Annotated in this window: 26 protein-coding genes and 1 pseudogene; 10 read left to right on the plus strand and 17 right to left on the minus strand. The window is 69.9% G+C overall.

The annotated features are described in order from the left end of the window. Window positions 1-127 (plus strand): annotated as a pseudogene (locus tag ACWPOB_RS09335) (acetyl-CoA C-acyltransferase); the annotation flags it as partial. Between the two features lie 349 nt (window positions 128-476). Here ACWPOB_RS09335 and ACWPOB_RS09340 read toward each other — a convergent pair. The 4 genes from ACWPOB_RS09340 to ACWPOB_RS09355 form a co-directional block, all read right to left on the minus strand. After that, window positions 477-1,133 (minus strand): GntR family transcriptional regulator, encoded by a 657-nt coding sequence (locus ACWPOB_RS09340; protein ID WP_100056547.1) that lies wholly within the window; start codon window positions 1,131-1,133, stop codon window positions 477-479. A gap of 99 nt (window positions 1,134-1,232) precedes the next feature. Next, on the minus strand, window positions 1,233-2,222 hold the full coding sequence (locus ACWPOB_RS09345; RefSeq protein WP_100056546.1) for a transketolase family protein: 990 nt from the start codon (window positions 2,220-2,222) through the stop codon (window positions 1,233-1,235). Continuing rightward, the gene (locus ACWPOB_RS09350) at window positions 2,219-3,103 is read right to left on the minus strand and encodes a transketolase (protein WP_455400628.1); all 885 of its coding nucleotides are present in this window, start codon (window positions 3,101-3,103) and stop codon (window positions 2,219-2,221) included. The genes ACWPOB_RS09345 and ACWPOB_RS09350 overlap by 4 nt, the downstream gene beginning before the upstream one ends. Beyond that, window positions 3,100-4,500 (minus strand): MFS transporter, encoded by a 1,401-nt coding sequence (locus tag ACWPOB_RS09355; protein WP_100056550.1) that lies wholly within the window; start codon window positions 4,498-4,500, stop codon window positions 3,100-3,102. The genes ACWPOB_RS09350 and ACWPOB_RS09355 overlap by 4 nt, the downstream gene beginning before the upstream one ends. A gap of 189 nt (window positions 4,501-4,689) precedes the next feature. On the opposite strand from ACWPOB_RS09355, the gene ACWPOB_RS09360 reads away from it, so the two are divergent. From ACWPOB_RS09360 to ACWPOB_RS09370, 3 genes are all read left to right on the plus strand, one after another. After that, complete coding sequence (locus tag ACWPOB_RS09360; protein ID WP_455400755.1) at window positions 4,690-5,514, plus strand: sugar phosphate isomerase/epimerase family protein; 825 nt, start codon at window positions 4,690-4,692, stop codon at window positions 5,512-5,514. A gap of 32 nt (window positions 5,515-5,546) precedes the next feature. Beyond that, a complete protein-coding gene (locus ACWPOB_RS09365) occupies window positions 5,547-6,320 on the plus strand; it encodes an SDR family NAD(P)-dependent oxidoreductase (RefSeq protein ID WP_006937897.1) in 774 nt (257 codons plus the stop codon). Window positions 6,321-6,474: 154 nt separating this feature from the next. Further along, window positions 6,475-6,795, plus strand: coding sequence for a WhiB family transcriptional regulator (locus ACWPOB_RS09370; RefSeq protein WP_455400629.1), 321 nt, complete (start codon window positions 6,475-6,477; stop codon window positions 6,793-6,795). Window positions 6,796-6,951: 156 nt separating this feature from the next. On the opposite strand, the gene ACWPOB_RS09375 is transcribed toward ACWPOB_RS09370, so the two are convergent. Next, window positions 6,952-7,752 carry an alpha/beta fold hydrolase gene (locus tag ACWPOB_RS09375; protein ID WP_100056549.1) on the minus strand — a complete coding sequence of 267 codons (801 nt, stop codon included), beginning with the start codon at window positions 7,750-7,752 and terminating at the stop codon, window positions 6,952-6,954. 309 nt (window positions 7,753-8,061) lie between these two features. Between ACWPOB_RS09375 and ACWPOB_RS09380 the strand changes: the two genes are divergently transcribed. From ACWPOB_RS09380 to ACWPOB_RS09390, 3 genes are read left to right on the plus strand one after another with little or no spacing between them, the layout of a single operon-like run. After that, window positions 8,062-8,235 (plus strand): hypothetical protein, encoded by a 174-nt coding sequence (locus ACWPOB_RS09380; RefSeq protein ID WP_455400630.1) that lies wholly within the window; start codon window positions 8,062-8,064, stop codon window positions 8,233-8,235. 56 nt (window positions 8,236-8,291) lie between these two features. Beyond that, the gene (locus tag ACWPOB_RS09385; RefSeq protein ID WP_455400756.1) at window positions 8,292-9,761 is read left to right on the plus strand and encodes an alpha,alpha-trehalose-phosphate synthase (UDP-forming); all 1,470 of its coding nucleotides are present in this window, start codon (window positions 8,292-8,294) and stop codon (window positions 9,759-9,761) included. Then, on the plus strand, window positions 9,758-10,291 hold the full coding sequence (locus ACWPOB_RS09390) for a response regulator (RefSeq protein ID WP_455400631.1): 534 nt from the start codon (window positions 9,758-9,760) through the stop codon (window positions 10,289-10,291). Before ACWPOB_RS09385 ends, ACWPOB_RS09390 begins: the two co-directional genes overlap by 4 nt. 13 nt (window positions 10,292-10,304) lie before the next feature. Here ACWPOB_RS09390 and ACWPOB_RS09395 read toward each other — a convergent pair whose 3' ends face one another. The 12 genes from ACWPOB_RS09395 to ACWPOB_RS09450 form a co-directional block, all read right to left on the minus strand. Then, window positions 10,305-10,898, minus strand: coding sequence for a twin-arginine translocation pathway signal (locus ACWPOB_RS09395; protein ID WP_100056542.1), 594 nt, complete (start codon window positions 10,896-10,898; stop codon window positions 10,305-10,307). Further along, the gene (locus ACWPOB_RS09400; protein ID WP_455400632.1) at window positions 10,895-11,425 is read right to left on the minus strand and encodes a hypothetical protein; all 531 of its coding nucleotides are present in this window, start codon (window positions 11,423-11,425) and stop codon (window positions 10,895-10,897) included. Before ACWPOB_RS09400 ends, ACWPOB_RS09395 begins: the two co-directional genes overlap by 4 nt. Continuing rightward, window positions 11,425-12,840: an MCE family protein gene (locus tag ACWPOB_RS09405; protein WP_455400633.1), complete on the minus strand. Its 1,416-nt coding sequence runs from the start codon at window positions 12,838-12,840 to the stop codon at window positions 11,425-11,427. The genes ACWPOB_RS09400 and ACWPOB_RS09405 overlap by 1 nt, the downstream gene beginning before the upstream one ends. Beyond that, window positions 12,837-14,072 carry an MCE family protein gene (locus ACWPOB_RS09410; RefSeq protein WP_455400634.1) on the minus strand — a complete coding sequence of 412 codons (1,236 nt, stop codon included), beginning with the start codon at window positions 14,070-14,072 and terminating at the stop codon, window positions 12,837-12,839. The genes ACWPOB_RS09405 and ACWPOB_RS09410 overlap by 4 nt, the downstream gene beginning before the upstream one ends. After that, window positions 14,069-15,388 carry an MCE family protein gene (locus tag ACWPOB_RS09415; protein WP_455400635.1) on the minus strand — a complete coding sequence of 440 codons (1,320 nt, stop codon included), beginning with the start codon at window positions 15,386-15,388 and terminating at the stop codon, window positions 14,069-14,071. Before ACWPOB_RS09415 ends, ACWPOB_RS09410 begins: the two co-directional genes overlap by 4 nt. Continuing rightward, on the minus strand, window positions 15,385-16,443 hold the full coding sequence (locus tag ACWPOB_RS09420) for an MCE family protein (protein ID WP_006937871.1): 1,059 nt from the start codon (window positions 16,441-16,443) through the stop codon (window positions 15,385-15,387). The genes ACWPOB_RS09415 and ACWPOB_RS09420 overlap by 4 nt, the downstream gene beginning before the upstream one ends. After that, a complete protein-coding gene (locus ACWPOB_RS09425) occupies window positions 16,440-17,459 on the minus strand; it encodes an MCE family protein (RefSeq protein WP_455400636.1) in 1,020 nt (339 codons plus the stop codon). Before ACWPOB_RS09425 ends, ACWPOB_RS09420 begins: the two co-directional genes overlap by 4 nt. 72 nt (window positions 17,460-17,531) lie before the next feature. Then, window positions 17,532-18,710 (minus strand): MCE family protein, encoded by a 1,179-nt coding sequence (locus tag ACWPOB_RS09430; protein ID WP_455400637.1) that lies wholly within the window; start codon window positions 18,708-18,710, stop codon window positions 17,532-17,534. 4 nt (window positions 18,711-18,714) lie between these two features. Next, window positions 18,715-19,563, minus strand: coding sequence for an MlaE family ABC transporter permease (locus ACWPOB_RS09435; protein WP_100057655.1), 849 nt, complete (start codon window positions 19,561-19,563; stop codon window positions 18,715-18,717). 20 nt (window positions 19,564-19,583) lie between these two features. After that, window positions 19,584-20,348 carry an MlaE family ABC transporter permease gene (locus ACWPOB_RS09440; protein WP_455400638.1) on the minus strand — a complete coding sequence of 255 codons (765 nt, stop codon included), beginning with the start codon at window positions 20,346-20,348 and terminating at the stop codon, window positions 19,584-19,586. A gap of 488 nt (window positions 20,349-20,836) precedes the next feature. After that, window positions 20,837-21,781 carry a 3-oxoacyl-ACP reductase gene (locus tag ACWPOB_RS09445; protein ID WP_455400639.1) on the minus strand — a complete coding sequence of 315 codons (945 nt, stop codon included), beginning with the start codon at window positions 21,779-21,781 and terminating at the stop codon, window positions 20,837-20,839. Window positions 21,782-21,902: 121 nt separating this feature from the next. Further along, window positions 21,903-22,088: a ferredoxin gene (locus ACWPOB_RS09450; protein WP_100056308.1), complete on the minus strand. Its 186-nt coding sequence runs from the start codon at window positions 22,086-22,088 to the stop codon at window positions 21,903-21,905. Window positions 22,089-22,267: 179 nt separating this feature from the next. Between ACWPOB_RS09450 and ACWPOB_RS09455 the strand changes: the two genes are divergently transcribed. From ACWPOB_RS09455 to ACWPOB_RS09465, 3 genes are read left to right on the plus strand one after another with little or no spacing between them, the layout of a single operon-like run. Further along, a complete protein-coding gene (locus ACWPOB_RS09455; RefSeq protein WP_100056307.1) occupies window positions 22,268-23,446 on the plus strand; it encodes an acyl-CoA dehydrogenase family protein in 1,179 nt (392 codons plus the stop codon). 22 nt (window positions 23,447-23,468) lie between these two features. After that, window positions 23,469-24,584, plus strand: a complete 1,116-nt coding sequence (locus ACWPOB_RS09460) for an acyl-CoA dehydrogenase family protein (RefSeq protein ID WP_100056306.1) — start codon at window positions 23,469-23,471, stop codon at window positions 24,582-24,584. Window positions 24,585-24,643: 59 nt separating this feature from the next. Continuing rightward, window positions 24,644-26,278 (plus strand): long-chain-fatty-acid--CoA ligase, encoded by a 1,635-nt coding sequence (locus ACWPOB_RS09465; RefSeq protein ID WP_455400640.1) that lies wholly within the window; start codon window positions 24,644-24,646, stop codon window positions 26,276-26,278. Window positions 26,279-26,319: the final 41 nt, after the last annotated feature.

Below are 26,319 nucleotides of genomic sequence, written 5' to 3' on the forward strand. Positions count from 1 at the left end.
CGGGGCCCGGATCGTGCTGCATCTGGCGCTCGAACTGGCCCGCCGCGGCGGCGGTGTCGGGGCCGCGGCCCTGTGCGGCGGCGGCGGCCAGGGCGACGCCCTCATCGTCCGCGTCCCCAAGACGTAGGACCCGCGACCTCGAGGATCCGTCGAGGACCGTCACGTTCGGGCGGAGGCGACACGATCGCCTCCGCCCGAACGCGTGTCCGGGGACTCCTGTTCCATGGCGGTCGATCCCGGTCTGCGTGGAACGCCCTCGACGACACACGACGCGGACCGACGCCACCTTCCCCGTCGGCACGGTCGTGGAAGAGCCACGCCGGAGAAGGACGTCATCGTTGTTCGCCACGCCGCGCCCCGACCTGCGCGCGCCGCGCGCGAGAGGGTCTGTGCACCCGCCACTGGCGAGATCGTCTCCCCGGGCAGCCGAGAGCGCCGCGGCGCCGGCTCGGTGCTACGGGAAGCGAGTCGAATACTCACGAAACGAGGTTGGCTGCAGCCCATTTCATATGGGAACGCACGGCGGCGGCCGCTTCGTCGGAGTCGCCGGTTTCGATGGCGTCGACGATGGCGCTGTGCCGCCCGACGTCCATGTTGCCGACAGCCTTTTCCAGCCCGGCGAACATGATGGACATGCGGATCGACCCTTCGAGGGACTGCCACGAGTGCATCAGTGTCTCGTTGCCGGTCAGACGGCAGAGGATGCGGTGGAAGTTCAGATCCGCCTCGATGCGCGCATCGAGATCGTGCTCGGCACGCGCCATGACGTCGAGCGCCTCGCGCAGGGCCGGGACCACGGTCGAGCGGTCGGGAAGCTCGGCGAGCTCCCGGACCGCGAGGGCTTCGAGGGCCGCGCGGACGGCGAAGATGTCGCGGATCTCCTTGGCGTCGAGGTGGCGGACGTAGAGCCGGCCCCGGGCGCCGGCGGAGATCAGGCCTTCCTGCTGGAGCTGGCGCATGGCCTCGCGCAAGGTGCCGCGGCTGATCTGGAGCATCTCGGACAGCTCGGTTTCGACGAGCGGGCTGCTGGGGGCGAGGGCGCCGCTGGTGATCGCGCTGCGCAGAGCCGCGACGGCCTGCTGGCGCAAACTGGTCTTCTCCAGTCCGAGCAGCGCGGCAGGTTGTGCGGCCATTGATGCCTCCAGGCGGTGTCAGCGGGCGACTGTCGACAGCAGTCTGTCGACAATGATACGGGCCCGCGCCGGCGGCGGCGCGGGCCCGTCCACACTGCGTCAGCTCAGCTCCTCCAGGACGCGGGCGACGATGCGGTCGGTGCTCAGGCCGTAACGATCGTGCAGCGTCGGCAGGGCACCGGCGGCGAGGAAGCGGTCGGGCAGCGCGATCGGGGTGATCTTCCGGCCCAGGCCCGCCCCGACGGCGGCGGCGGCCACCGTTTCGAACAGCCCTCCGACGACCGTGTGATTCTCGAGGGTGACCACGAGGCGGTCCGTGTCGATCTCGGCGAGCACGGTGGCGGCGTCGAACGGTTTGATCGTCGGGGTGTGGACCACGGCGACATCGACGTTGTGCCGGGACAGCTCCTGCGCCGCCTGCAGTGCCCGCATGGTCATCAGGCCGCTGGCGACGAAGACGACGTCGTTGCCGTCGCGCAGCACCTTGGCCTTGCCGAGCTCGAAGGTGTAGTCGTACTCGTCGAGGACGGTGGCGACCTTGCCGCGCAGCAATCGCAGATAGGTCGGCCCCTCGCAGGCGGCCAGCTGTGGTACCGCCTGCTCGATGTCGACCGAGTCGCACGGGTCGACGATCGTCAGGTTGGGCATGCCCCGGAAGATGGCGATGTCCTCGGTGGCCTGGTGGCTCGGGCCGTAGCCGGTGGTCAGGCCGGGCAGGCCGCCGATGATGTTGACGTTGAGGTTCGGTTCGGCGATGTCCAGGCACAGGAAGTCGTAGGCGCGACGGGCGGCGAACACCGAGTAGGTCGAGGCGAACGGCACCAGTCCGGTTTCGGCCATGCCGGCGGCGGCGCCGAGCAGCAGCTGCTCAGCCATGCCCATCTGGAAGAAGCGGTCCGGGAACGCTTCGGCGAAGATGTGCATGTCGGTGTACTTGGCCAGATCCGCGGACAGTCCGACGATCTTGTCGTTCTCCCGTGCCGCCGCGACCAGTGCGTGGCCGAACGGCGCGGCGGTCGTCTTCTGGCCGGGGTCGACGAAGGAGGCGATCATCGCCGACGTCTTGAGCTTGGGGGCGGTGGTGGTCATCGAGCATCCTCGAGGTCGTATCCGGCGGTCAACTGGTCGCGGCAGATCTGCCATTCGTGCTCGTCGATGCGCATGAAGTGGGCCTTCTCCCTGGTCTCCAGCAACGGCACGCCCTTGCCGACTCGCGTGTCGCACAGGACGACCGCCGGCGCGCCGCGCACGGCGGCACCGGCCGCGGCCTCGTCGAAGGCCCCGAGCAGGGCGCCGGTGTCGTTGCCGTCGACGCGGTAGGTGCGCCAGCCGCAGGCGGTCCACTTGTCGTGCACGGGTTCGGTGCTCAGCACCCCGGCGGTCGGGCCGTCGGCCTGCAGGGCGTTGATGTCGACCATCGCGATCAGATTGCCGAGCTGGTGGTGGTGCGCGCTCATCGCCGCTTCCCAGGTCGAGCCTTCGTCGAGCTCACCGTCGGACAGGAAGTTGAACACCCGTGCCGGCGAGTCCTGGTGGCGCAGGCCGAGGGCCATTCCCACGGCGATGGGGAGACCGTGCCCGAGCGAGCCTCCGGAGATCTCCATGCCGGGGGTGTAGGTCGACATACCCGACATCGGGAGGCGGGAATCGTCCGAGCCGTACGTCAGCAGTTCGTCGCGGGGAACGATCCCGGCCTCGGCGAGCGCTGCGTATAGGCCGATGGCGTAGTGGCCGGTCGAGAGCAGGAACCGGTCGCGGCCCGCCCAGTCCGGGTCGTCGGCACGGAACCGGAGATGCTCCGCGTAGACGGTGGCCAGGATGTCGGCCGCGCCGAGGGCCTGTCCGACGTAGCCCTGGCCCTGTTCCTGGCCCATGTCGAGCACATTGTGCCTGAGGCGGTAGGCGAACTCGTCGACGGCGGCGAGGCGGCGGTCGCGATGGACGGCGCCGGCGTGCGCAGTGGTGGTCACAGCAGTTCCTTTTCCTTGGTGCTCGATGCCGTCCCGGCCTGGTGGCGCAGCGTTGCGCCGCCGGGGCCGGAGGCGTGTTCTTCTGAGCGGGTGGCCTCGTCGGCGAGTCGGCGTTCGGCCGCACCCCACGTCTCCCGGGTGAGCAGGGCGGTGATCAAGCCGATCAGCCCGAAGGCACTGAACAACAGGGCCGGGCCGACCCAGCCGAGAGAGACGTAGAGCAGGGTGGTGACGAACGGGGTGAAGCCGGAGACCATGGCCGAGATCTGGTAGGCCAGGGAGGCGCCCGAGGCGCGCCGCGCCGCCTGGAACAGTTCGGGGAACCAGGCCCCCTGGGCGCCGGCGAGGGCGTTCTGGCACACCGCGTAGGCGATGACGATCGTGGCGACGATCAGGACGAACAGGCCGGTGTTGACCAGCAGGAACATCGGCACACCGAAGAGGGTGGCGAAGGCGCACACGCCCAGGTACACCGGGCGCCGCCCGATGCGGTCCGTCAGGGCGGCCCAGGCGAAGGTGGCGACGATGCCGATCGCGGAGGCGACGCACAGCGCCAGGAGCGTTTCCGATTTTCCGGCCAGGTCGTTGGTGTGCAGGTAGGAGATCATGTAGGTGATCGAGACGGCGTATCCGGCGGTTTCGGCGACCCGCAGCCCGATGCCGCGCAGGATGTCGCGCCAGTCCTTCTTGATCGACTCGAGTACCGGTGAGGCGGCGATCTCGCCGCTGTCCTTGACGTCTTCGAAGACCGGCGACTCGGGCACCTTGGACCGGATGATCAGGCCCACGGCCACCAAGACGATGCTGGCGAGGAACGGCACGCGCCACGCCCAGTCACCGTCGAGGTGCACGCTGAAGAGAAAGACGAGATTCGCCAGCAGCAGTCCGACCGGGAAGCCGGCCTGGACGATGCCGGTGTAGCGGCCCTTGGCCTTCCAGGGGGCGTGTTCGTAGCTCATCAGGATCGCCCCGCCCCACTCGGCGCCGAAGGCCAGACCCTGAATGATCCGCACCGTCACCAGCAGGGCCGGGGCGACGAGTCCGACCTGGGTGTAGGTCGGTAGCAGGCCGATCGCGAACGTGGCCAGGCCCATGACGATGAGGGAGGCGACCAGGACGGGCTTGCGCCCGATCCTGTCCCCGAGGTGTCCGCCGAGGATGCCGCCGAGGGGCCTGGCGGCGAATCCGACACCGAGGGTGGCGAAGGCGGCGAGGGTACCGATGACCGGATCGCCGCTGGGAAAGAAGGCGGTACCGAAGTACAGGGCAGCGGCGGTGCCGAAGCCGATGAAGTCGTAGGTCTCGATGACCGCCCCTACCGAGGAGCCGATCGCGACGCGTTTCGCGTCTTTCGTGCCGTGGACGGGACCGCGCATCCGGAGAGCATCGGTGCTCATGAACATCTCCTCTTCGAACCGGGAGGACCGGTGGGGGGATCGGGCAGTGGATGTCGACTGTCAACAGTGTGCACCGAGTGTGACCGCCACCACCAGTCCCTGTCAACCGTCAATCTTCGACCGTTGACTGTTGACAGTGAATCGTTCTACCGTGGTCCCCATCACCCCCGCTTCCTCGAAGGAGTTCTCGTGGTCCACGACCGGCTCGGCTGCTCGTCGATCAGCTTCCGTCACCTCGCGCTGAGCGAGGCGCTCTCCACCATCGCCGAGCTCGGGTTCGCCGAGATCGATCTCGGAGCCCTGCCGGGAGTGTGCGACCACGTTCCCTTCGGGCTCGACGCCGCCGGCGTCGAACAGGTGACCAAGGAGGTGGCCGCGTCGGGCCTGCGCGTGCGCAGCGTCAACGGCGACATCGGCGACCTCAACCTGCCCCTGACCCCCGCACAGCGCGACGAGCGGAGACGTCACCTCGATCGGCTGCTCACCCTCACCGCCGGTGTCGGGGCCCGGGCACTGGTCCTGCCGTGCGGAGCCCTCGACCACACCCCGGTCCGGTCACTGGACGAGGACCTCGATGCTGTTGCCGCCCAATTGGAGTGGGCAGCCGACACGGCCCGCACGTTCGGCGTGGCCCTGTGGACCGAGTCGTTGCACGTGCACCGGTTGTGCTGCGACACCGCACGTGCCGCGCAGCTGACCGCCCGACTGTCCCCCGAGATCGGGATCGTGATGGACTTCAGCCACATCGTCGCTTCCGGCGGCGACCCGGTCGGCTTCGTCGGCCTGTTCGGCCATCGCCTCACCCATGTGCACCTGCGCGACGCCGTCCCGGGGAACATCAATCTCGGCATCGGCAACGGCGCCGCCGATTTCGCCGCCGGCATCGACGCCCTCACCGCCTTCGGATACGCGGGCCACTTCAGCCTCGAACTCGAAACCCGCGACATCACCGACGCGGAGCGCCCCGCCGGCACCGCGGAGGCGGCCCGCCTCATCTCCCCCCTCATTCCCTGACCCAGCCATCAACAGCCATCGAGGAGAAACCCATGTCTTCCACCCAGCGCACCGCCGTCGTCACCGGCGCCACCTCCGAGCGCGGCATCGGCATCGCCACCGCCCGCCGCTACGCCGAAGACGGCTGGGCCGTCGTCGTCCTCGATCTGGACGGTGAAAAGTCCGCCAAGGTCGCCGCGGAGATCGGCAGCGACTACTCCGTCCCGGCGTTCGGCCACGACATCGACGTCGCCGACGAGGCCTCCGTCCAGCGCGCGCACGACGCCGTCGCCGCCGAAGTCGCCGCAGGAACCCTCCCGCCCGTCGGGGCCCTCGCCAACATCGCGGGCATCACCTCACCGGTGCCGTTCCTCGACACCACCCTCGAACTGTGGAACAAGGTCATGGCCGTCAACGCCACCGGCACCTACCTGGTGACCCGCGCCTTCCTGCCGGCGATGATCGACAACGGCTGGGGCCGGATCGTCAACATGTCGTCCGTCTCCGCCCAGCGCGGCGGGGGCGTCTTCGGCAAGGTCCCCTACTCCTCCGCCAAGGCCGCCGTCCTCGGCTTCACCAAGTCCCTCGCCCGCGAACTCGGAGACACCGGAGTGACCGTCAACGCCGTCACCCCCGGAGCGGTCGACACCGGCATCCGGGTCGGCAGCACCCCCGAGCAGGAAGCCGCCATCTGCCGCGACATCCCGCTCGGCCGCACCGCCGGCACCCGCGAAGTGGCCTCGGTCATCACGTTCCTCTCCTCCGAGGACGCCGCATACCTCACCGGCACCACCGTCGACATCAACGGCGGCAGCCACATGCACTGACCGCCGGGATCTGCGCCCGGACAGGTTCACAACTACCGACAGACACGGCCCCGCACCTCCTCACCGCGCACGCGGCAGGGAGACCGTGCACTGCACGACAGTGTGGTGTGAACTCACACGACAGTGCGGTGTCGACTCGCACCCACCGACGACCATGAGCACATCGCCCGCCCGCGCCTCCGCGGAACTCGCCGTACCGTCCCGCGACGAGCGGGAGGACTGGACCGCCCGCGCCGACTGCCGGTTCGTCGAGCCGTCCGTATTCTTCGGCCCGGACGACGAGCCACGCGGTGCCCGCCTACGACGGGAACGCACCGCGAAACAGATCTGCCACACCTGCCCGGTCCGAATCCCGTGCCGTGCTTATGCACTCGACAGCAGGCAGAAGTACGGCGTCTGGGGCGGCACCACCGAAGCGGAACGCCGAGCCTGGCACCCCGCCCTCCCGGCAGCCGTCCCGCCCGAACCGAGGTGACACGATCACCTCTTTCACCCGTGAACCGGTGACACCGAACCCGTGTCACCGGTTCACGAGTCCGCCACCGCCCACGAAGCGGTCACGCGGCGGAATGCCGTGGCGGCGAGCGAAACCCCGACACGCCCCGGGCCGCGATCCCGGTCTCGGCGAGGTTCAGCTCGCCAGGAACTCCAGCAGCACCTTGTTCACGGCCTCCGGCTGCTCGAGGTAGCCGTAGTGCCCGGCGTCCGGGATCTCCTGGTAGCTCGCGCCGGGGATGGCGTCGGCGACCTCCCGCGACAGGTACGCCGGGATCATCCGGTCGTCGGCGAAACCGACGGCCAGGCACGGCACCCGCACCGCCCGGTAGGCCACGCGACGGTCGAACTCGCGGTCCATTCCCAGCTGCGCCCGCACGCCCGGCGACGTCTTCCCGCCGGTGAACTCGAACACGTCGAGCCAGTCCCGCGCGGTGTGCGGGTCCGCCAGCGACGCCGGCGACAGGTTCATCACGGCCGTGACCGCCGCCCGGTACTTCGGGGGCAGCTCGACACGGCTGTCGTACAACTGCCGCTCGCCCTCGGTCAGGGTGAGCTGGAACTGGTCCATGCGCGCGTGCCCGGCCAGGAACACCGCCTTGCGCACCAGGTCCGGGCGCGCCAGCGTCAGCTCCTGCGCGACGCGCGCGCCCATCGAGGTGCCCACGACGTACGCGGGACCGCCGAGCAGCTCGATCAGTCCGGCGGTGTCGGCCACCAGGTCGTCGATGGTCATGCCGCCGAGGCTCTCACCCGACGGCGCGATGCCGCGGTTGTCGAAGGTGGCGACGCGGTAGCCGGCCTGGACCAGCGCGGGGACCTGGTGCAGGTCCCAGACCCGGCCGGGGCTGCCCGTCCCCATGATCAGCACGACGAGGTCGCCGGTCCCCTTGACCTGGTAGTTCAGCGGGATGCCGTTGATTGTCGCGATGGGCATGAAAACCTTCCTGAGGTGGGTGGCACGGGTGCGGCCGTACGGCCGCACGGGCACAACGGACCGATCCACATTACCCTGCACCGCAGGTCGCGACCCTGGCAGCACATCTTCGGGGGCATGCCACCGGACGGGTTGTTGATACCCACGGTGATGCCTCCCACCACACGAAACTCTCCGTTCCACGCCCGCGCTCCCCGAAGTGAGCCGACCCTAACTCGTGGAGCGGGTGGCGTCGGAGTCGCCGGTTCTCATAGAGTCGCACTACGAATGACCTGCTCGAACGGAGCAGCCAGCCCGGGAGGAACCACCATGGTCGCGGACGCCACCACCGAGAACGACATCCCCGACGAGGAACTCGAACCCGTCGCGGACGAGACGGCCCGTCAGGCGCAGCGTGTCGTCGCTGCATACGCGGAGGATGCGGACGAATGCCGCATGCTGCTGTCCATGCTCGGCATCGGGCCGAACCCGAAGACGGACTGAGCGGATACCGGCGAACAAGGACAGAGGAGCACCACGTGGCTGCAGGTGAGGAGTCGATGCACGTGGGTGGTTCGGACTTCGTGGTCGTCGCGAACCGCCTGCCCGTCGACCTCGAGCGTCTTCCGGACGGCTCGACCCGATGGAAGCGCAGCCCGGGTGGCCTCGTCACCGCGCTCGAGCCGATCCTGCGCAACAACCGCGGAGCGTGGGTCGGCTGGGCCGGTGTCGCCGACGCCGAACTCGACCCGATCGTCGAGGACGGCCTCGAGCTGCATCCGGTGCCGCTGAGCGGGCAGGAGATCGCCGACTACTACGAGGGCTTCTCCAATGCGACGCTGTGGCCGCTGTACCACGACGTCATCGTCCGGCCGGAGTACCGGCGGGAGTGGTGGAACGCCTACGTCGAGGTCAACCGCCGGTTCGCGGAGGCGACCACGAAGGCGGCGGCACAGGGCGCGACGGTGTGGGTGCAGGACTACCAGCTGCAACTGGTGCCGAAGATGCTGCGGATGCTGCGGCCCGATCTGACCATCGGCTTCTTCCTGCACATTCCGTTCCCGCCGGTGGAGCTGTTCATGCAGATGCCGTGGCGGACCGAGATCGTCGAGGGGCTGCTCGGCGCCGATCTGATCGGCTTCCATCTGCCCGGCGGCGCCCAGAACTTCCTGTATCTCGCGCGCCGGCTGGCCGGTCATCAGACCTCCCGCGGCACCGTGGGTGTGCGCTCGAAGCTCGGGGTGGTGCAGGTCGGGTTCCGGGCGGTGCGCGTCGGCGCGTTCCCCATCTCCATCGACTCCGGGCAGCTCGACGAGCGGGCCCGCCGCAAGTCGATCCGCGACCGCGCCAAGCAGATCCGCAAGGAGCTCGGCAACCCGAAGCACATCATGCTCGGCGTCGACCGGCTCGACTACACCAAGGGCATCGACGTCCGGCTCGACGCGCTGCTCGAGCTGATCGCCGAGGGCCGGGTGGATCCGGCCGAGACGGTGATGGTGCAGCTGGCCACCCCCAGCCGCGAACGCGTCGAGTCGTATGTGCAGATGCGCGGCGCCATCGAACAGACGGTCAGCCGGATCAACGGCGAGTACGCCGAGGTGGGCCGGCCCGTGGTGCACTACATCCACCGGCCCATTCCGCGCGACGAGCTGATCGCGTTCTTCGTCGCGGCCGACGTCATGCTGGTGACGCCGCTGCGCGACGGCATGAACCTCGTCGCCAAGGAGTACGTGGCCTGCCGCAGCGACCTCGGCGGCGCCCTCGTCCTGAGCGAATTCACCGGGGCGGCAGCGGAACTGCGCCAGGCGTTCCTGTGCAATCCGCACGACCTCGAGGACGTCAAGGATAAGATGGAGGCGGCGCTGACCCAGTCCCGCGAGGACGGTCGGCGGCACATGCGGGCACTGCGCCGACAGGTCCTCGCCCACGACGTGGACCGGTGGGCGCGCTCCTTCCTCGACGCCCTCGCGCATCAGGGCGCGGCCGGTCCGGCGCTGATCGCGCCGGCGGAGGTCGGCGAGCCCGAGTGACAAGCACACCGGACCGCGAGGCCTACGGTTTCCGGTCGTCGTCCGAGCGCAACGTCGAGGAGGCGACGGCCGGGACGCCGGCACAACGCATGCCCACGCCCGCCGATTCCCTCGACGTGCTGCTCGTCGAGGACGACGCCGGGGACGAGCTGATCATCCGGGAGTCGTTCGAGGCCAACGAGATCGGCAGCACGCTGCACGTGGTGCGGGACGGCGCGGAGGCGCTCGACTTCCTGTACCGGCGCGGGGCCCACGCCGGCGCCGCGCGGCCGGCGCTGGTGCTGCTCGATCTGAACCTGCCGAAGTACGACGGGTGGCAGGTGCTCGAGGCGGTCAAGGCCGATCCCGACCTGGCGTCCATCCCCGTCGTCGTGCTGACGACGTCCACCGCCGAGGAGGACGTGGTGCGCAGCTACCGGTTGCGGGCCAACGCCTACGTCTCCAAGTCGGTGGACTTCGACCGGTTCGTCGCCACCGTGCGGCACATCGACCGGTTCTTCGTGCACATGGTGCGCCTGCCCGGCCGCTGACCGTCCGCCCGGCTCAGATCGGGGTCAGGCGGCTCACCAGCCAACGGCCGTCGTGCTTCTCGAGTTCGACGCGGACGCGGCTGCCGCTGCTGACCGCCTCGGGATTGACGGAACTGGTGGTGATCTGGTTGAGGAACAGCAGGGTCACCGCCCGGTCGGCCTCGGCCGACACGACCGACGACGCCTGCACGCTCACCTGCACGGTGATCGCCTTCTCCTTGGCGCCGGGCGCGATGACGTTCTTCATCAGGTTCGTGTACTCGTCCCGGAAGTCGCCGGTGAGCCCGTCGGCGGCGGCAGCGACCTGCTCGTCGACGGTGGCGTGGTCGTACGCGAGCATCGCGACGGCCTGCTCCTCGGCGGCCTGCAGGGCCGCGGTCCGGGCGGCCTCGGCGCCGTCGCGCTCGACCTTGTCATACACGCCCACGCCGACGAGGCCGGCGAGCACGATCGCCGCGGCGGTGAGGGCCGCGAGCAGCATCCGGCGCGCACCTCCCCCGGAGCCGGGCTGCGCCGTAGCGTTTTCCGTGCCCTCCACACCCTCGGCTCGCTCGGCGTCGTCGGTCTTCTCGAGGGTCACGGCCTCGTCCTTCGAATGCTCGGTCATGGTACGAAATCCACCTTCGAGGCCAGCAGCCGACCGTTCTCGTCACAGATCGTCACCCGCAGCCGGAAGTCGCGGGGCTCGGGTTCGGGCTGTTCCGCGTTGCTGACCATCGACCGCGCGGCCACGAGCGAGGACATGCAGGCGCCGTCCTCGGCCTGGATTCCGGCCTCGATCACCTCGCCGGTGGTGTCCACGTTCGCCTTGGTCACCACGTCGACGAAAGGCCCTTCGCGTCCTTCGAATTCGGCCTTGAAGTCACCGGTCGCCCCGTCGAGCAGACGCTGTACGTCCTCGGCCGCGCTCTGCGGGTGGATGGTGGTCAGGTTCAGCACGGTCTGCCGCGCGGCCTGCAGGTACGCCGCCCGCCGGGCGTCGTGGTCGCGGTCGGCCGTCGCGCCGAGCCACAGCCACACTCCGGCACCCACCAGGGCGAGGACGATCAGGGCCGCGACCGCGGGGAGAACCAGGCTCTGCCGGGCGGGTCCGGTCTCCGGCGTCGATGTCGTGGTGGTCTCTTCGTCCGCCATCAGCCTTGCTGCGCCTTCATGTACGTCTCCAAACTGGTCTCGGGGCCGGTGTCGACGTTGCGGTACACCGTACCGTCGGGACCGATGTACGTCCCCGTCGCCGGGTCGATGCCGCGCGCCGTGACCCCGGCGGGTGCGGCCGCGCCCGTCCCGGTCGCGTGCGAGGCGGGCACCGGCATGTCGCCTTCCGACTGCACGGGCGTCGGCGCGCCCCGCCAGGGGTTGTCGAGGTACCCGGGCTGGTACCCGTTGCGGCACGCCTCCGGGGTGGGGGCGCGCCGGCCCGGGAACTCCATGCACGGCAGGTTCCGCGCGCCTCGCACGGCGTTCGGATCCGACTGCGGAAGCTTGCAATACACCTCGCCGGGGGTGTCCACCATCGTGGTGTCCGCAGGGCTGCGCCACTGTTCGGGCGGCAGGAAGCCGGACAGGCACGGCGGCGGATCGTGCAGCTGCAGGTGGAAGTCGACGACCGCGCCGTCCTCGGCCGGTCCGCTGCCGGCCGCGGTGATCAGCGCCGTGGTCATCGGCGGGTACAGCACCAGGATCTGTTCGATGCCGGCGTTGTAGACCACGCCCACCTCCCCGACGCTGACCATGTTGGCCAGCAGCAGCGGCAGCGTCGGCCGCAGGTCCTGCAGCAGCTGTTCGGCCTCGGCCGCGGCGCCCGGCCCCTTCGCGAGCACCGCCCGCAGGGCGGTGTCGGCGGCCCGCAGCCCGTCGGTGAACGTCAGCATGTCCCGGGTCCAGGAGCGGATCGCGTCGCTGGTGACGACCTGGGTGTCGAGCAGCGGACCGAGCTGATCGAGCAGTGCCTTGGTCTGCTCGCTGCCGGCGCTCGCCTCCTGCACGAACAGGCGGGTCGAGTCGATCAGCCGCTGCAGGTCGGGTCCCGACCCGTTGAACGCGTCGAACGACTCGTCGACGACGGTGCGCAGCCGTGTGTCGCTGATGCTGGCGAGCAGGACGTCGGCCTGGTCGAGCAGCTCGCCCACCTCCTGCGGCACCGACGTCCGGTCGGCCGGGATCACGTCGCCGTCCGACAGATACTCCCCGCTCGAACCGTCTTGCGGGGGAACGAAGTCCACGTACTGCTCGCCGACGGCGGACACGCTGCGCACCGCCGCGTCGACGTCGGCGGGGATCGAGCGGTCGCTGTCGATCGACAGGATCGCCTCCACCCCGGCGGGCGACAGCTGCACCTTGTCGACCACCCCGACGGTGTTGCCGCGGTAGGTGACGTTGGCGTGCGGGTAGAGCCCGCCGGTGGAGGGCAGCTCCACGATCACCGTGTACCGGCCGACGCCGAGCAGCTGCGGGAGCCGCACGTACTGCAGCGACATCACCAGCAACCCGACCACCGTGAGCACCGAGAAGATGGCGAGCTGGATCCGGACGAACTTCGACAGCATCATGGCGCGGGCACCCCCAGCGGGGGCAGCCCCGGAATGGTGATCTCCCCCAGACCGGGAACCGACAGGGTTGCGGCCGGGCCGGGCGCGGGTTGCGCGGCCGGCTGCTGGAGCGGGGCCTGGAAGGGGTCCGCGGATTGGGCCGCCAGCCCGGCGTCCCGGCCGAGGATGCCTTCCGGGCCGGCGAGGCGCCCGGCGAGCGGGGTGCCGGTGAGGAAGTTCAGGTCCAGCCGTTCGAGGGTGAGGTCGATGGTCATGGCGAGGTTCGCGTAGTCGCCCCGGATCACCTGGTCGATGCCGGCCTGCGGGAACGGATAGGTCAGCAGCACGCCGAGCACCTCGGTCAGCGCGTTGCCCGAGTCGGCGAGCGCACGCAGTGTCGGAGCCAGCGCCTGCAGGTTGGTCTGCAGGTCCTCGCCGCTGTTCTCGACGAGCCGGCTGGCGACGGTGCTCATCTCGCCGAGCGAGGTGAGCGCGGTGGTCAGGTCCTGCCGCTGTTCCACCAGCACGTTCAGCGCGGCCGGCATCTCGTCGAGCGCACGGACGAGGGTGGCGTTCTGCGCGTCGACCGTCCACGCGAGCCGATCGATGCCCTCCATCGCGGCGATGATGTCGCCGCGCTGCCGGTCGAGGGTGCCGACGAGTTCGTCGAGCCGTGGCAGCAGGTTCCGGATCGAATCCTCCCGCCCGTTCAGCGCCGCGTTCAGCTCGGTGGTGATGTCGTTGATCTGCGCGAGTCCACCGCCGTTGAGGACCACCGACAGCGACGACAGCGTCTGCTCGGTGGTCGGGTACACCCCGGCCCGCTCGAGCGGGATCAGGTCGCCGTCCTCGAGCCGGCCCTGCGGCGGCTCGTCCGCCGGCGACGCCAGTTCGAGGTGCTGCGAGCCGAGCAGGCTGGTCTGCCCGATCTTGGCGGTGGCGTTCGCCGGGAGTTCGACGTCGCCGTCGAGGGCCACCGTCACGAGCGCGTGCCAGTCCTCGACCTCGATCTTCGTGACGCTGCCGACCTGGACGTCGTCGACCCGCACCGGCGAGTTCTGCGTCAGGGTGGTCACATTCGGCATCTGGATCCGTACCTGGTAGGCGTCCTCGCCGTGCCCGGCGGTGCCGGGAAGGGGAAGGGAGTTGAGCCCCTCCCATTCGCATCCGGTCAACGTCAGGGACGCCGCGACCACCACCACCGCGGCGGCGTACCGCCGTGCCGGGCGGGTGTGCCGGGTTCGGGTGCTCATCGTCCTCCTCCCGGCTGCAGCAGCGCACCGAGGTCGGGGGGAACCGTCACGGTCGGCAGGTCCGAGAGCGGCCCGGCCGGCGGCGGGGTGGCGGCCGCGGGTGCGATGCCCCGGCCCGCCGCCTCGGCCTCCGCCTCGAGACCCGGTTCGGTGTACACGATCTGGTCGGGGAACGCCTCCACCGCGGCGATGGGGTTGGTCATGATCGGCAGGTAGTTCATCGCCAGCGACTGGAGGACCGGCCCGAGCTGCTGGCGGCACAGTTCCGCGCTGCGGTCGGAGGTGGCGTTCGCCGCGGCGGCCACGGACCCGCACATGAACTCGACGGGGTTGGCGAGGTTGCTGATCGCCAGCGCACCGGTGAGCGAGCCCTGGGCGGGCTTGTAGATGTCGTAGAAGTTCGCCAGCGCCGTCGGGCCGGAGTGCAGGACCCGCTCGATCTCGGGCCGCTTGCGTGCGAGCACCTCGGTGGCGTCGGCGAGGCGCTGCACCGACTCGGTCAGCGCCGCCCGGTTGTCCTGCACGAACCGCTGCACGTCGCCGACCGCGAGGTCGAGGTCCGCGAGCGAGGTACCGAGCTGGCCCGAGCTCTGGGCGAGGACGTCCGAGACCGACGCCAGCCGGCCACCGAGCTGGACGATCTGCTCGTTGCTCGTCGAGAGCACCGACACGAACGCCTGCAGGTTCCGGACGGTGCCGAACAGGTCGGTGCGCCCCTCCGACAGGGTGTGCATGGTTTCGGACAGTTCGCGCAGCGTGGCACGGACGGTCAGGCCGTTGCCGTCGAGGTTCTCGGCGGCGGTGTCGATGAAGCGGCCGAGCGAGCCCTGGGGGTCGAGGCCCTGGGGGCCCAGCGCCTCCGACAGGCGCATCAGTTCCGTCTTGATCTGGTCCCATTCGACCGGCGAGGCGGTGCGCTCGACCGGGATCGTCGCGTCGTCGGCGAACTGCGGGCCGCCCGAGTACACCGGGGTCAGCTGGATGAAGCGCGCGGACACGAGGCTCTGCGCGATGATCACGGCCTTGGCGTCGGCCGGGATGTCGACGGAGTCGTCGACCTGCATCTGCACGCGCACCAGGTCGTCGCCCGGCTCGATGCGAGTGATCGTGCCGACGCTCACACCCAGTACGCGCACGTCGTCGCCCTCGTACAGGCCGCTCGTGGAGACGAATTCGGCGTTGATCGTGCGCTTCCCCCAGCCGGGCAGCACCACGGCGAACGCGACGAGGGCCAGGGCCGCCACCGTGACACCGGCGATCACCGGTATCAGCAGGCGGCGGCGCTTGCCGGGGGCCTCGAGGGTGTGGGTGCTCATTCGCCATCCTTCGTGATCGACGGCGGGTTCTTCGGAATGATGTCCTGCAGGTCCTGCTGCAGCAGCTCGGGGGCGACCGTGCTGTCGACCAAGGCCTTCCACCACGGCGCGGGCAGGACGTTCGACACGTACGCGTTGAAGAACGGACCGCTTGCCACGGACTCGCCGAGCGCGCTGATGTACGGGCCGAGACCGTCGAGGGCGCCGGCGATGTTCTCCTTGTTCGCCTGCAGGTTGGCGGTCACCGCGTTGAGCTTCTCCAGGGTGGGAGCCATCTGCGCCTGGTTCTCCTGCACCAGCGCCGACAGCTGCCGTGAGACCGCGGAGATGTTCGCGATCAGCTCGGTGATCGCGTCGCGGCGCACGCTCAGCTCCCCGAAGAGGGCGTTGGCGTCCACCACGAGGGCGTTGATCCGGTCGCTGCGCTCGGCGAGGATGCCGGTCACCGATTCGGCGCGGGCCAGCAGGTCCTCGAGCGACTCGTCGCGCGCGTTGATGGACCGGGACAGCCTGGTCATTCCCTCGAGTGCCCCGCGCAACTCGGGTGGGGTGTCCTGCAGCGAATCCGACAGCGCGTTGAGCGAGTCGTTGATCTGCTCCGTGTCGAGATCCGACACCGATGTCGTGAGGTCACCGAGGGCGTCGGTGAGCGAGTACGGGGAGTCGGTGCGCGCCAGCGGGATCGGCTCGCGCGGGTCGAGCGTCCCCGAACCGTAGGGCTGCACCGCGAGGGACTTGCGTCCGAGCACCGTGTTCGTCTTGATGTCGGCCCCGGTGTCCTCGCCGAGCGCGATGCCGTCGCGGACGGTGAAGGCGACGAGAACCTGCTGGTCGTCGAGGCGGACGTCGGTGACCTCGCCGACGTCGACGCCGGCGAGGGTGACGGTGTCGCCGGGCACGAGACCGCCGGCGTCGGCGAAGTACGCCGAGTAGGTCAGGCCGCCGGAGAGGAACTGCAGCTGGTCGTATTGCAGGCCGGCGAGCACCGTCGCGGCCGCGACGGACAAGCCGACGATGCCGACCTGCACGGGATTGCGTTCACGGATCGGACTCATTCGATCTTCGCGCACCTTCCGGTCGTCTGCTCGGCCGACGTGAAACGGATGGTGGTCCCGTCCGGTCCCGAGAACTTGAACGTGTTGGCACACAGGAAGAATTGGAAGAAGTTGCCGTACACCCCCACCCGGATGAGCTTCTTGTAGTCGTTCGGCAGCCGCTCGAGCGTCCGGTTGATGTCGTCCTGCCCGAGGTCGAGCTGCGTCATGGTGCGGTTGGTCTCGGCGATCACCGACTGCAGGTCCGGCCGGCTGTTCTGCAGGAGCGAGGCGAGATCCCCGGTGCCGGCCGCGATCCGCGGGATGGCGGTGCCGATCGGATCGCGGTCCTGCGCGAGCCCGCTCACCAGGGTCTGCAAGCGGTCGACGGTCTCGGTGAACTGCTGGTCGTTTTCGTCGATGGTGGCGAGGACGGCGTTGAGATTGTCGACGACATCGCCGATCAACCGGTCCCGGTCGGCGAGGGAGTTCGTGAAGGAGTTGGTGTTGCCCAGCAGCGACACCAGGGTGCCGCCCTGCCCCTGGAAGACCTGGAGCAGCGCGCCGGACAGGTCGTTGACCTGCTGCGGGTCGAGACCCTGCAACAGCGGCTTGAATCCGCCGAGCAGCAGGTCGAGGTCGAGCGCGGGTTCCGTCTGCCCAACCGGGATCGTGCCGCCGGCCGGCAGCGTCTCGCCGGTACCCGGTCCCTCGAGCAGCTCGAGGTAGCGGTCGCCCACCAGGTTCTCGTACCGCACCGTGGCCTTGGTGCTCGCCAGCAGCGTGTGCTCGGCGTCGACGTCGAAGGACACCTCGGCCTGGTTGCCGCGACCGATGTCGACGCTGTCGACCGACCCGACGGGCACCCCGGCGATGCGGACCTTGTCGCCGGCCTGCAGCCCGGACACGTCGGTGAACGTCGCGTGATAGGTCTGCGTGCCGGTGAACCGCACCTGGCTGAACACGATCGCCAGTGCCGCGAAGATCAGCACCATCACGACGGTGAACGCGAGGAACTTGACCGTGGTGGCCCTCACCGGATCACCCCGCTCCCCCGCGGCGCCCGGCCCACCGGGCGGGTCCACGTCCGCCTCTGCGACTCCGGCATCTCACTCGCCTCCCGGGAGCATGTCGCCGAACAGGAAACCGAAGATCGTCGGGTACCGCACCCACGTCTCGGTGTTCGGGTGGAACGGCACGGGGTGGGTGTCGGCGACGACGAAGGGGGCGTGGCCGTCGCGCTGGGGGTCGAAGGCCGGCAGCCCGTGGCAGTTCGGCCCACCCGTCGCGCCCACCACCGGCAGGTCCTTCTCGTGGTCGTACATGGTGGCGCCGCCCAGGAAGTTCGTGCTCAGCATCAGGGCCGGGTACTTGCCGGTTCCGGCCATGGGCTCGAAGGCGATTCGCGCGTCGTTGAGCCCGACGATGAAGCACGTCAGCTCCGGCGAGTACTCGCCGAGCAGCGTCGTGGTCTCCGTCAGCAGGTCCAGCGCCGAGGTCAGCTGCGCCTCGTTCTCGCCGAGGACGTCGCGACCGGTGTTCGCCAGGCCGGTGACGTTCATCAGCATCAGGTCCAGGTTGGCCTGCTCGTCGACGACGGTGTTGCCGATCGAGGTGGCGTTGTCGAGCAGGTTCATCACGTCGGGCGCGACGTCGGCGTACAGGTTGGTGACGTCGGCGGCCACGGCGAGGTCGTACTGCAGTTGCGGCAGCGAGGGATTCATCGTCGTGAGATAGTCGTCGGCCTCGACGAGGGTGGCGCCGAGGGTGTCGCCGCGACCGTTCAGGGCCTCGGAGATCGCCCCGAGGGTGGCGTTGAGCTTCTCCGGTTGGACCTGCGCGAGCACGTCGGACAGGTGCTGGAAGACCGTGTTGAACTCGACGGTGACGTTCTCGGCCGCGATGATCGCGCCCTCCTGGAGCGGCACCGGCGACGGATCGTCCGGCATGAGCAGATTGACGAACTTCGCGCCGAACACGGTGGTGGACTCGATGGCCACGCGCACGTTGGACGGCACCAGGTGCAGCTGGCCGGGATCCATCGCGAGCTGCAGCAGCGCGCCGTCGGGGGTGTGCTCGACGGACCGGACCCGGCCCACCTCGACACCGCGGAGCTTGACCTTCGCGTCGGGCTCCAGCACCAGGCCGGACCGCGCCGAGGTGACCGTGACCGGGGTGGTGGCGGTGAAGGCACCGGCGAACATCAGCAGCGCCAGCGCGACGGCGACGGTGAGCCCCCCGACGAGACCGAGGGCCGCGAGTTTCTTCTTCCAGGAAGGTGTGTCCATGCGCCTATCCCGAGAGGTTGAAGTTGCCGGTCGCCCCGTACACCGCGAGCGAGATGAGCAGGGTCACGGTCACCACGGCGATCAGGGATGCGCGCACCGCGTTGCCGACGGCGACGCCGACGCCGACCGGGCCGCCACCGGCGTTGAAGCCGTAGTAGGTGTGGATCAGCATGACGGCGACCGCCATGACGATGGCCTGCACGAACGACCACAGGATGTCGGTGGGGATGAGGAACGTGTCGAAGTAGTGGTCGTACACGCCCGCGGACTGGCCGTAGAGCACGACGGTCGCGAAGCGGCTGGCGATGAACGAGGCGATCACCGCCAGCGAATACAGCGGGACGATCGCGATCATCCCCGCCATCACGCGGGTGCTCACGAGATACGGGATCGACGGGATCGCCATGACCTCGAGCGCGTCGATCTCCTCCGAGACCCGCATGGCGCCGAGCTGGGCGGTCGAGCCGGCGCCGATGGTGGCGGCCAGGCCGATGCCCGCGATGGTGGGCGCCGCGATGCGGACGTTGATGAAGGCGGCGAAGAAGCCCGTGAGCGCCTCGACGCCGATGTTGCCGAGGGAACTGAAGCCCTGCACGGCGATGATGCCACCGGTGAACAGGGTCAGGAAGCCGACGATGACGACCGTTCCGCCGATCACGGCGAGCGCACCGGTGCCCATGCTGATCTCGGCGATCAGCCGGACCGTCTCCTTCGGGTAGTGCGTGATCGCGCGCGGGGCGTATCCGAGCGCCTTGCCGAAGAAGAGCGCCTGCTCGCCGAGCCGGTCCACGGAGTCGGAGGCGCGGGCGATACGGCGCCGCGCGCGGGGGAAGCGCCAGGAGATCACTGCCATCTACATCACCGCCGTGCCGGTCACCCGCCCGTCAGCTTGATGCCGACGGCGGTGACGAGAAGGTTGACCACGAACAATGCCATGAAGGCGAACACGACCGTCTGGTTGACGGCGTCGCCGACGCTCTTGGCGCCACCCTTGACGTTGAGGCCGAGGTAGGCGGCGACGAGGCCGGCGATCATGCCGAACAGGCCGGCTTTGACCTGGGAGATCACGAGTTCGCCGAAGCCGGTGAGCAGGGTGATGCCGTTGACGAAGGCGCCGGGGTTCACGTCCTGGAGGAAGACGGAGAACACGAAGCCACCCAGGATGCCGATGGTGCACACCAGCCCGTTGAGCAGCAGCGCCACGACGGTGGACGCGAGGACCCGGGGCACGACGAGGCGGTGGATCGGGTTGATGCCGAGCACGCGCATCGCGTCGATCTCCTCTCGGATGGTGCGGGCGGCGAGGTCCGCGCAAATGGCGGTGGCGCCGGCACCGGCGACGATGAGCACGGTGACCATCGGGCCGACCTGGGTGACCGCGCCGAGGGCGGCGCCGGCGCCGCTGAGGTCGGCGGCGCCGATCTCGCGCAGCAGGATGTTGAGGGTGAAGCTGACCAGGACGGTGAACGGCACCGCGACGAGGACCGTCGGCACGAGGGACACCCGCGCGACGAACCATGCCTGATCGACGAACTCGCGTCGCTGGAAGGGCCGGGAGAACACGGCCCGGGCGGTCTCGCCCGTCATCGCGAAGAATCCACCGACCGCGCGGAGCGGTACCTCGAGGAGGTCTACCACCGTCTCCTCCTCCGTTGGTTCGCTCGCCGGCCGCGGCCGACGAGGGGTCATCTTGTGACCCGCGTCATACTAACTAGAACGTGTTCATGTGTCAAAGACCACCGCGGCGCGGCGTGACACGGCTACTTCTTCGGGACGGGAGCCCCGCCCCACCGACCGGATCAGCGGCGCTCGCGTCGAGCGGGAATTCGGGGCTCGAACTGGGAATTCAGCGGACCGGGAGATCGGATCCGCCGCCCGTCCACGGGGCCCGACCCCGGTCGGGAACCGCACCGGCCGCGCCCTCCGCGAACCGCGTCGTGGGACACGAAACTAGAACAGGTACCACTCGCTCTCCGGGCGGCCGCCGGGCGCGTGTTCACGTGCCCGGATCGCCGGACGGCACGCGAGTCCGGGGTCGAGCCGACACTAACCGGATCGGTCCCGGACGGCGCGATATTACCGAAGGACAACGTTGCATGTCACTTCGGGTATCACCTAGTGGGACGTCAGAGGGCGAGCGCCTGCGCGGCCGAGAAGTTACGGGCGGGGTCCCGGTCGCCGAAGTAGCCGCCGACCCGTTCGGCGAGGCCCTCCGGAGTCCACCGGACGTCCGCGTCGAAGCGCTGCTCGACGACGGGCGCGGCCATGAGCGCGACCATCGGGCCGTAGACGACGAAGACCTGGCCGTTGATCCGGCCCGCCGCAGGCGACGCCAGGTAGGCGACCAGGGCCGAGACGTGCTCGGGCGACAGCGGATCCACCTCCCCCTCGGGCACGGCACCGAAGACGCCCTCCGTCATGGCGGTGCGGGCCCGCGGGCAGATGGCATTGGCGCGCACCCCGTACCGGGACAGGCCCCGCGCGGCGGAGAGAGTGAGTGCCGTGATTCCGGCCTTGGCGGCGCCATAGTTGGCCTGCCCCTCGGGGCCGAGCAGGCCGGCCTCGGAGGACGTGTTGACGATCCGGCCGTAGACGGGACCGCCGGCCTTCTTGGACTCGCCACGCCAGTACGCCGCCGCGTTGCGGCACAGCAGGAAATGGCCGCGCAGGTGCACGGCGATCACCGCGTCCCAGTCCTCGTCGGACATGTTGAACAGCATGCGGTCCCGCACGATGCCGGCGTTGTTGACGACGATGTCGAGGCGGCCGAAGCGTTCCTGTGCCGTCGCGAGCAGCGCGTCGGCCGTGGCGCGTTCCGCGACGCTGCCGGCGACGAACGCCGCGTCGGCGCCGAGGTCGCGGATCTCGGCGAGGGTGTCCTCGACGGCATCGGTCGCCGCGAGATCGTTGACGACCACCGCGGCGCCGGCCCGGGCCAGCGCGACGGCCTCCGCCCGGCCGAGCCCGGCACCGGCGCCGGTGACGACGGCGACCTTGCCGTCGAGACTCACGCCCCCCTCGTCCGTCGCACCGTTTCCTGCGGGACCGAGACCGTTGCCGATTGCACTCATGGACGCGCTCTCCCTAGCGATGTCGGGCGGTCCACCCGGGGCCGCCGCGCTCCTGGTCGCCGCGGATTCCGGCGCCCCCCGGAAATGTAGAACGTGTTCTCATTTCTGACAAGCGTCCCCGTCAGGCCTCGCTCAGCGCCGCACGCGGGCACTGCGCGATCGCCGTGCGCACGTCCTCCTCGTGCTCCGGCGCGATGGGGTGCGTGACGATCAGCTCGTCGTCGTCGTTCAGATCGAACACCTCGGGCGCGATTCCCACGCACACGCCGTTCGCCTCGCAACGATCGAAGTCGACCTTGACCTCCATGAACAGACCTCGCTTCTCGCTTGCTCGACCGATCGGGCGCCGGACGCGCAGGCTGGCGCGACGGCTCGAAAACCAGGCTAGAACGCGTTTCAGTTCTGTGCAATGATTCGGGAACATCGCCGAGCCGATCCCGGTCCTCGGCCGTCGACCAGCTGCCTACCCGACGAACGGAGCGGTTCGTGGACATCGCGTACACCCCGCAGCAAGAGGAACTCCGCGCGCAGTTGCGCGCCTACTTCGCCGACCTGATGACCCCCGAACGGCGGGAGGCGCTCGCCGCGACCACGGGCGAGTACGGCGCCGGCAACGTGTACCGGGAGGTCGTCCAGCAGATGGGCAAGGACGGCTGGCTCACGCTCGGCTGGCCCGAGGAGTACGGCGGCCAGAACCGTTCGGCCATGGACCAGCTCATCTTCACCGACGAGGCCGCGATCGCCGGCGCGCCCGTCCCGTTCCTCACCGTCAACTCGGTGGCGCCGACGATCATGCACTTCGGCACGCCCGAGCAGAAGGAGTTCTTCCTGCCGAAGATCTCCGCCGGCGAGCTGCACTTCTCCATCGGCTACTCCGAGCCCGAGGCGGGTACGGATCTCGCGTCGCTGCGCACCACCGCCGTGCGCGACGGCGACGAGTGGGTGATCAACGGCCAGAAGATGTGGACGAGCCTGATCGCCTACGCCGACTACGTGTGGCTCGCGTGCCGCACCGATCCGAATGCGCGGAAGCACAAGGGCATCAGCGTCCTCATCGTGCCCACCACGGCCGAGGGGTTCTCCTACACCCCCGTGCACACCATGGCCGGCCCCGACACCAGCGCCACCTATTACCAGGACGTGCGGGTCCCGGCGTCCGCGCTCGTCGGCGAGGAGAACGGCGGCTGGGCGCTGATCACCAACCAGCTCAACCACGAACGCGTCGCGCTCACCTCCGCGGGCCCGATCCTCACCGCGCTGCAGGAAGTGCGCGCGTGGGCGCAGCACACCCGCCTGCCCGACGGCCGCCGCGTCCTCGATCAGGAATGGGTGCAGATCAACCTGGCCCGGGTCCACGCCAAGGCCGAGTACCTGAAGCTGATGAACTGGGAGATCGCTTCCAGCACTGCGCCGCTCGGACCCGCACCGGCGTCGGCGAACAAGGTGTTCGGCACCGAGTTCGCCACCGAGGCGTACCGCCTGCTGATGGAGATCCTCGGCCCGTCGGCCACGCTGCGGCAGAACTCCCCCGGCGTGCTGCTGCGGGGCCGGCTCGAACGGATGCATCGCAGCTCCCTGATCCTCACCTTCGGCGGCGGCACCAACGAGGTCCAGCGCGACATCATCGCGATGACCGCCCTCGGACAGCCACCCGCCAAGCGCTGACACTCCACCGGAAGGACAAACCGTGGACTTCACCCGCACCGAGGCGCAGCAGGACCTCGCCGGGCTCACCCGCCGCATCGTCACCGAGATCGTCACCAACGACCACCTGCGCCGGCTCGACGCCGCCGAGGACCGCATCGACCACATCCTGTGGGACGCGCTCGCCTCGTCGGGCATCCTCGGCGCGGCGCTGCCCGAGTCCGTCGGCGGCGACGGCTTCGGACCGCTCGAACAGACGAGCATCCTCACCGAACTCGGCCGCGGCGTCGCCGCCGTCCCCTACCTGTCCTCGATCGTCGTGTCCGCCGCCGCCATCGCCGAGTTCGGCAGCGACGCGCAGCGTCGCGACTGGGGCGAACCCGCCGCCACCGGCGAGAAGATCCTCACCGCCGCCCTCGAGGAGGAACTGAACGACGATCCCACGTCACCGACCACCACGGCACGTCGCGCCGACGGCGGATGGATCGTCGACGGCACCAAGGTCCTCGTCGACGCCGCGCCTGCCGCGGACCTGTTCCTCGTACCGGCCTCGACCCCCGACGGCGTCACCGTGCTCCTCGTCCGTCCCGGCGATCCCGGCGTGACCGTGACCCGCCAGTACGACACCGGCCTCGGCTGCCTCGGGACGCTCACCCTCGCCGCGGCCTCCGTGCCCGGGGACCGCGCGCTCGGCACCGACGGCCGTGCGGTCACCGCGTGGCTGCGCGACCGCGGGCTGCTCGGCTCGGCCGCGTACCAATACGGAGTGCTCGACCGGGCGCTCGAACTCACCGCCGAGTACGCCCGCGAGCGGGTGCAGTTCGATCGGCCGATCGGCAGCTTCCAGGCGGTCGCCCAGCGGCTCGCCGACGCCTACATCGACGTCAAGGGTTCCCGGCTCACCCTGTGGCAGGCCGCCTTCCGCGCGGGAGCCGGGCTGACCGACACCGGGGAACTGCGCACGGCCGCGTTCTGGGCCGCCGACGCCGGGCACCGCGTCGCGCACACACTCGTACACGTCCACGGCGGAGTGGGCCTGGACGAGGACCACCCCGTGCACCGGTACTTCCTGGCCGCCAAACACCACGAGTTCCACCTCGGGTCGGCCACCGCGCAGCTGCGGCACCTCGGCGCGTCCCTCGCGGAGGCGCCGGCGTGAGCGTCCCGATCAGCGGAACCGGCACCCCACCCGCCGCGCCGATGCCCCAGGATGCCGGCATGACCGACGCACCCACCGTGACCGCGCTCCTCGAGCGGCTCGCCACCGTCGACGATCGTGGCCTGCAGTTCGAGAACATGTCGCTGTCGTGGCGTGAGCACGTGCAGGCCGGCCGGGACCGGGCCGCCCTGTTGCAGGAACTGCTCGACCCGCGCAGACCCCGGCACTTCGGGATTCTCATGGACAACGTGCCGGAGTTCTCGCTGCTGCTCGGCGCTGCGTCGCTGTCCGGCTCGGTGGTGGTCGGGCTGAACACCACCCGTCGCGGGCAGGCTCTCGCCCGCGACATCGTGCTCGCGGACTGCCAGGTGGTGTTCACCGAGGCCGCGAACGCGCGGCTGCTGGACGGACTCGACCTCGGCGGCGTCCGGGTGATCGACGTCGACTCCGCCGAGTGGGCCGATCTGCTCGCTCCCCACACCGGCTCCACCGCCGCACCGGCGCCCGTCGCCGCGACCGATCTGTTCATGCTGATCTTCACGTCCGGCACCAGCGGCGACCCGAAGGCCGTGTGCTGCACCCACGAGAAGATCACCGGCCCCGGGGTGATGCTCGCGGAACGGTTCGGTCTCGGCGCCGACGACGTCGTGTACGTGTCGATGCCGATGTTCCACTCCAATGCGATGATGGCCGGCTGGGCGGTGGCACTGGCGGCCGGGGCCGGGATCGCCCTGCGGCGCAGGTTCTCCGCCTCCGGCTTCCTGCCGGACGTGCGCCGCTTCGGCGTCACCTACGCCAACTACGTGGGAAAGCCGCTGTCCTACATCGTCGCCACCCCGGAGGAGCCCGGCGAGGCGGACAATCCCCTGCGCATCATGTACGGCAACGAGGGCACGGCGCCCGCGATCGCCGAGTTCCGCCGGCGATTCGGCGCGACGGTCGTCGACGGGTTCGGCTCCACCGAGGGCGGCATCTCGATCTCCGCGGCACCCGATGCCCCGCCCGGAGCGCTGGGACGGCTGCCCGAAGGCGTGCGGATCCTGGACCCGGACATCGGATCACCCTGTCCGGTCGCCGAGTTCGATGCCGACGGCCGCATCCTCAACGCCGACGTCGCGACCGGCGAGCTCGTCAACGTCGCCGGGGCCGGCCTGTTCGCCGGCTACTACAAGAACCCGGAGGCCGACGCCGAGCGGGTGCGCGACGGCCGGTACCACAGCGGCGATCTCGGCTACGCCGACGCCGACGGGTTCGTCTACTTCGCCGGCCGCAGTTCCGGCTGGATGCGCGTCGACGGCGAGAACATCGCGGCCGCTCCGATCGAGCGGGCCCTGCTCCGCTACCCGGGCTTCGCGCAGGTCTCGGTCTACGCGGTCCCGGATCCGCAGGTCGGCGACCGGGTGATGGCCGCGGTCATCCCGACCGCGGATTCCGAGTTCGACCCCGTCGCACTCGCCGGGTTCCTCGACGCGCAGGGCGATCTCGGCCCCAAGCAGCTGCCGACGCTGATCCGGGTGTGCCGGGACTTCCCGCGCACCGCCACGTTCAAGATCCTCACCCGCACGCTCAGCGCCGAGCGGTGGCACTGCGCCGACCCGGTATGGGTCCGCCGCCGCGGCGAGCGCGAGTTCACGCCGCTGACCGACGAACTGGCGGCCGAGTTGCGGCCGCAGGTCACCGGATCGGGCCGATAGGCGATCCGGCACGAGGACTTGAACCTGACGCTGCGTCAGGT

Source organism: Rhodococcus sp. 2H158 (genome assembly GCF_053764755.1).

Bases quoted from the DNA above. Each gene is read 5' to 3' on its own strand.
- ACWPOB_RS09340 (WP_100056547.1), bottom strand. From the start codon at position 1,133: ATGGCCGCACAACCTGCCGCGCTGCTCGGACTGGAGAAGACCAGTTTG.
- ACWPOB_RS09345 (WP_100056546.1), bottom strand. From the start codon at position 2,222: ATGACCACCACCGCCCCCAAGCTCAAGACGTCGGCGATGATCGCCTCC.
- ACWPOB_RS09355 (WP_100056550.1), bottom strand. From the start codon at position 4,500: ATGAGCACCGATGCTCTCCGGATGCGCGGTCCCGTCCACGGCACGAAA.
- ACWPOB_RS09365 (WP_006937897.1), top strand. From the start codon at position 5,547: ATGTCTTCCACCCAGCGCACCGCCGTCGTCACCGGCGCCACCTCCGAG.
- ACWPOB_RS09370 (WP_455400629.1), top strand. From the start codon at position 6,475: ATGAGCACATCGCCCGCCCGCGCCTCCGCGGAACTCGCCGTACCGTCC.
- ACWPOB_RS09375 (WP_100056549.1), bottom strand. From the start codon at position 7,752: ATGCCCATCGCGACAATCAACGGCATCCCGCTGAACTACCAGGTCAAG.
- ACWPOB_RS09380 (WP_455400630.1), top strand. From the start codon at position 8,062: ATGGTCGCGGACGCCACCACCGAGAACGACATCCCCGACGAGGAACTC.
- ACWPOB_RS09385 (WP_455400756.1), top strand. From the start codon at position 8,292: ATGCACGTGGGTGGTTCGGACTTCGTGGTCGTCGCGAACCGCCTGCCC.
- ACWPOB_RS09395 (WP_100056542.1), bottom strand. From the start codon at position 10,898: ATGACCGAGCATTCGAAGGACGAGGCCGTGACCCTCGAGAAGACCGAC.
- ACWPOB_RS09400 (WP_455400632.1), bottom strand. From the start codon at position 11,425: ATGGCGGACGAAGAGACCACCACGACATCGACGCCGGAGACCGGACCC.
- ACWPOB_RS09405 (WP_455400633.1), bottom strand. From the start codon at position 12,840: ATGATGCTGTCGAAGTTCGTCCGGATCCAGCTCGCCATCTTCTCGGTG.
- ACWPOB_RS09410 (WP_455400634.1), bottom strand. From the start codon at position 14,072: ATGAGCACCCGAACCCGGCACACCCGCCCGGCACGGCGGTACGCCGCC.
- ACWPOB_RS09415 (WP_455400635.1), bottom strand. From the start codon at position 15,388: ATGAGCACCCACACCCTCGAGGCCCCCGGCAAGCGCCGCCGCCTGCTG.
- ACWPOB_RS09420 (WP_006937871.1), bottom strand. From the start codon at position 16,443: ATGAGTCCGATCCGTGAACGCAATCCCGTGCAGGTCGGCATCGTCGGC.
- ACWPOB_RS09430 (WP_455400637.1), bottom strand. From the start codon at position 18,710: ATGGACACACCTTCCTGGAAGAAGAAACTCGCGGCCCTCGGTCTCGTC.
- ACWPOB_RS09435 (WP_100057655.1), bottom strand. From the start codon at position 19,563: ATGGCAGTGATCTCCTGGCGCTTCCCCCGCGCGCGGCGCCGTATCGCC.
- ACWPOB_RS09445 (WP_455400639.1), bottom strand. From the start codon at position 21,781: ATGAGTGCAATCGGCAACGGTCTCGGTCCCGCAGGAAACGGTGCGACG.
- ACWPOB_RS09450 (WP_100056308.1), bottom strand. From the start codon at position 22,088: ATGGAGGTCAAGGTCGACTTCGATCGTTGCGAGGCGAACGGCGTGTGC.
- ACWPOB_RS09465 (WP_455400640.1), top strand. From the start codon at position 24,644: ATGACCGACGCACCCACCGTGACCGCGCTCCTCGAGCGGCTCGCCACC.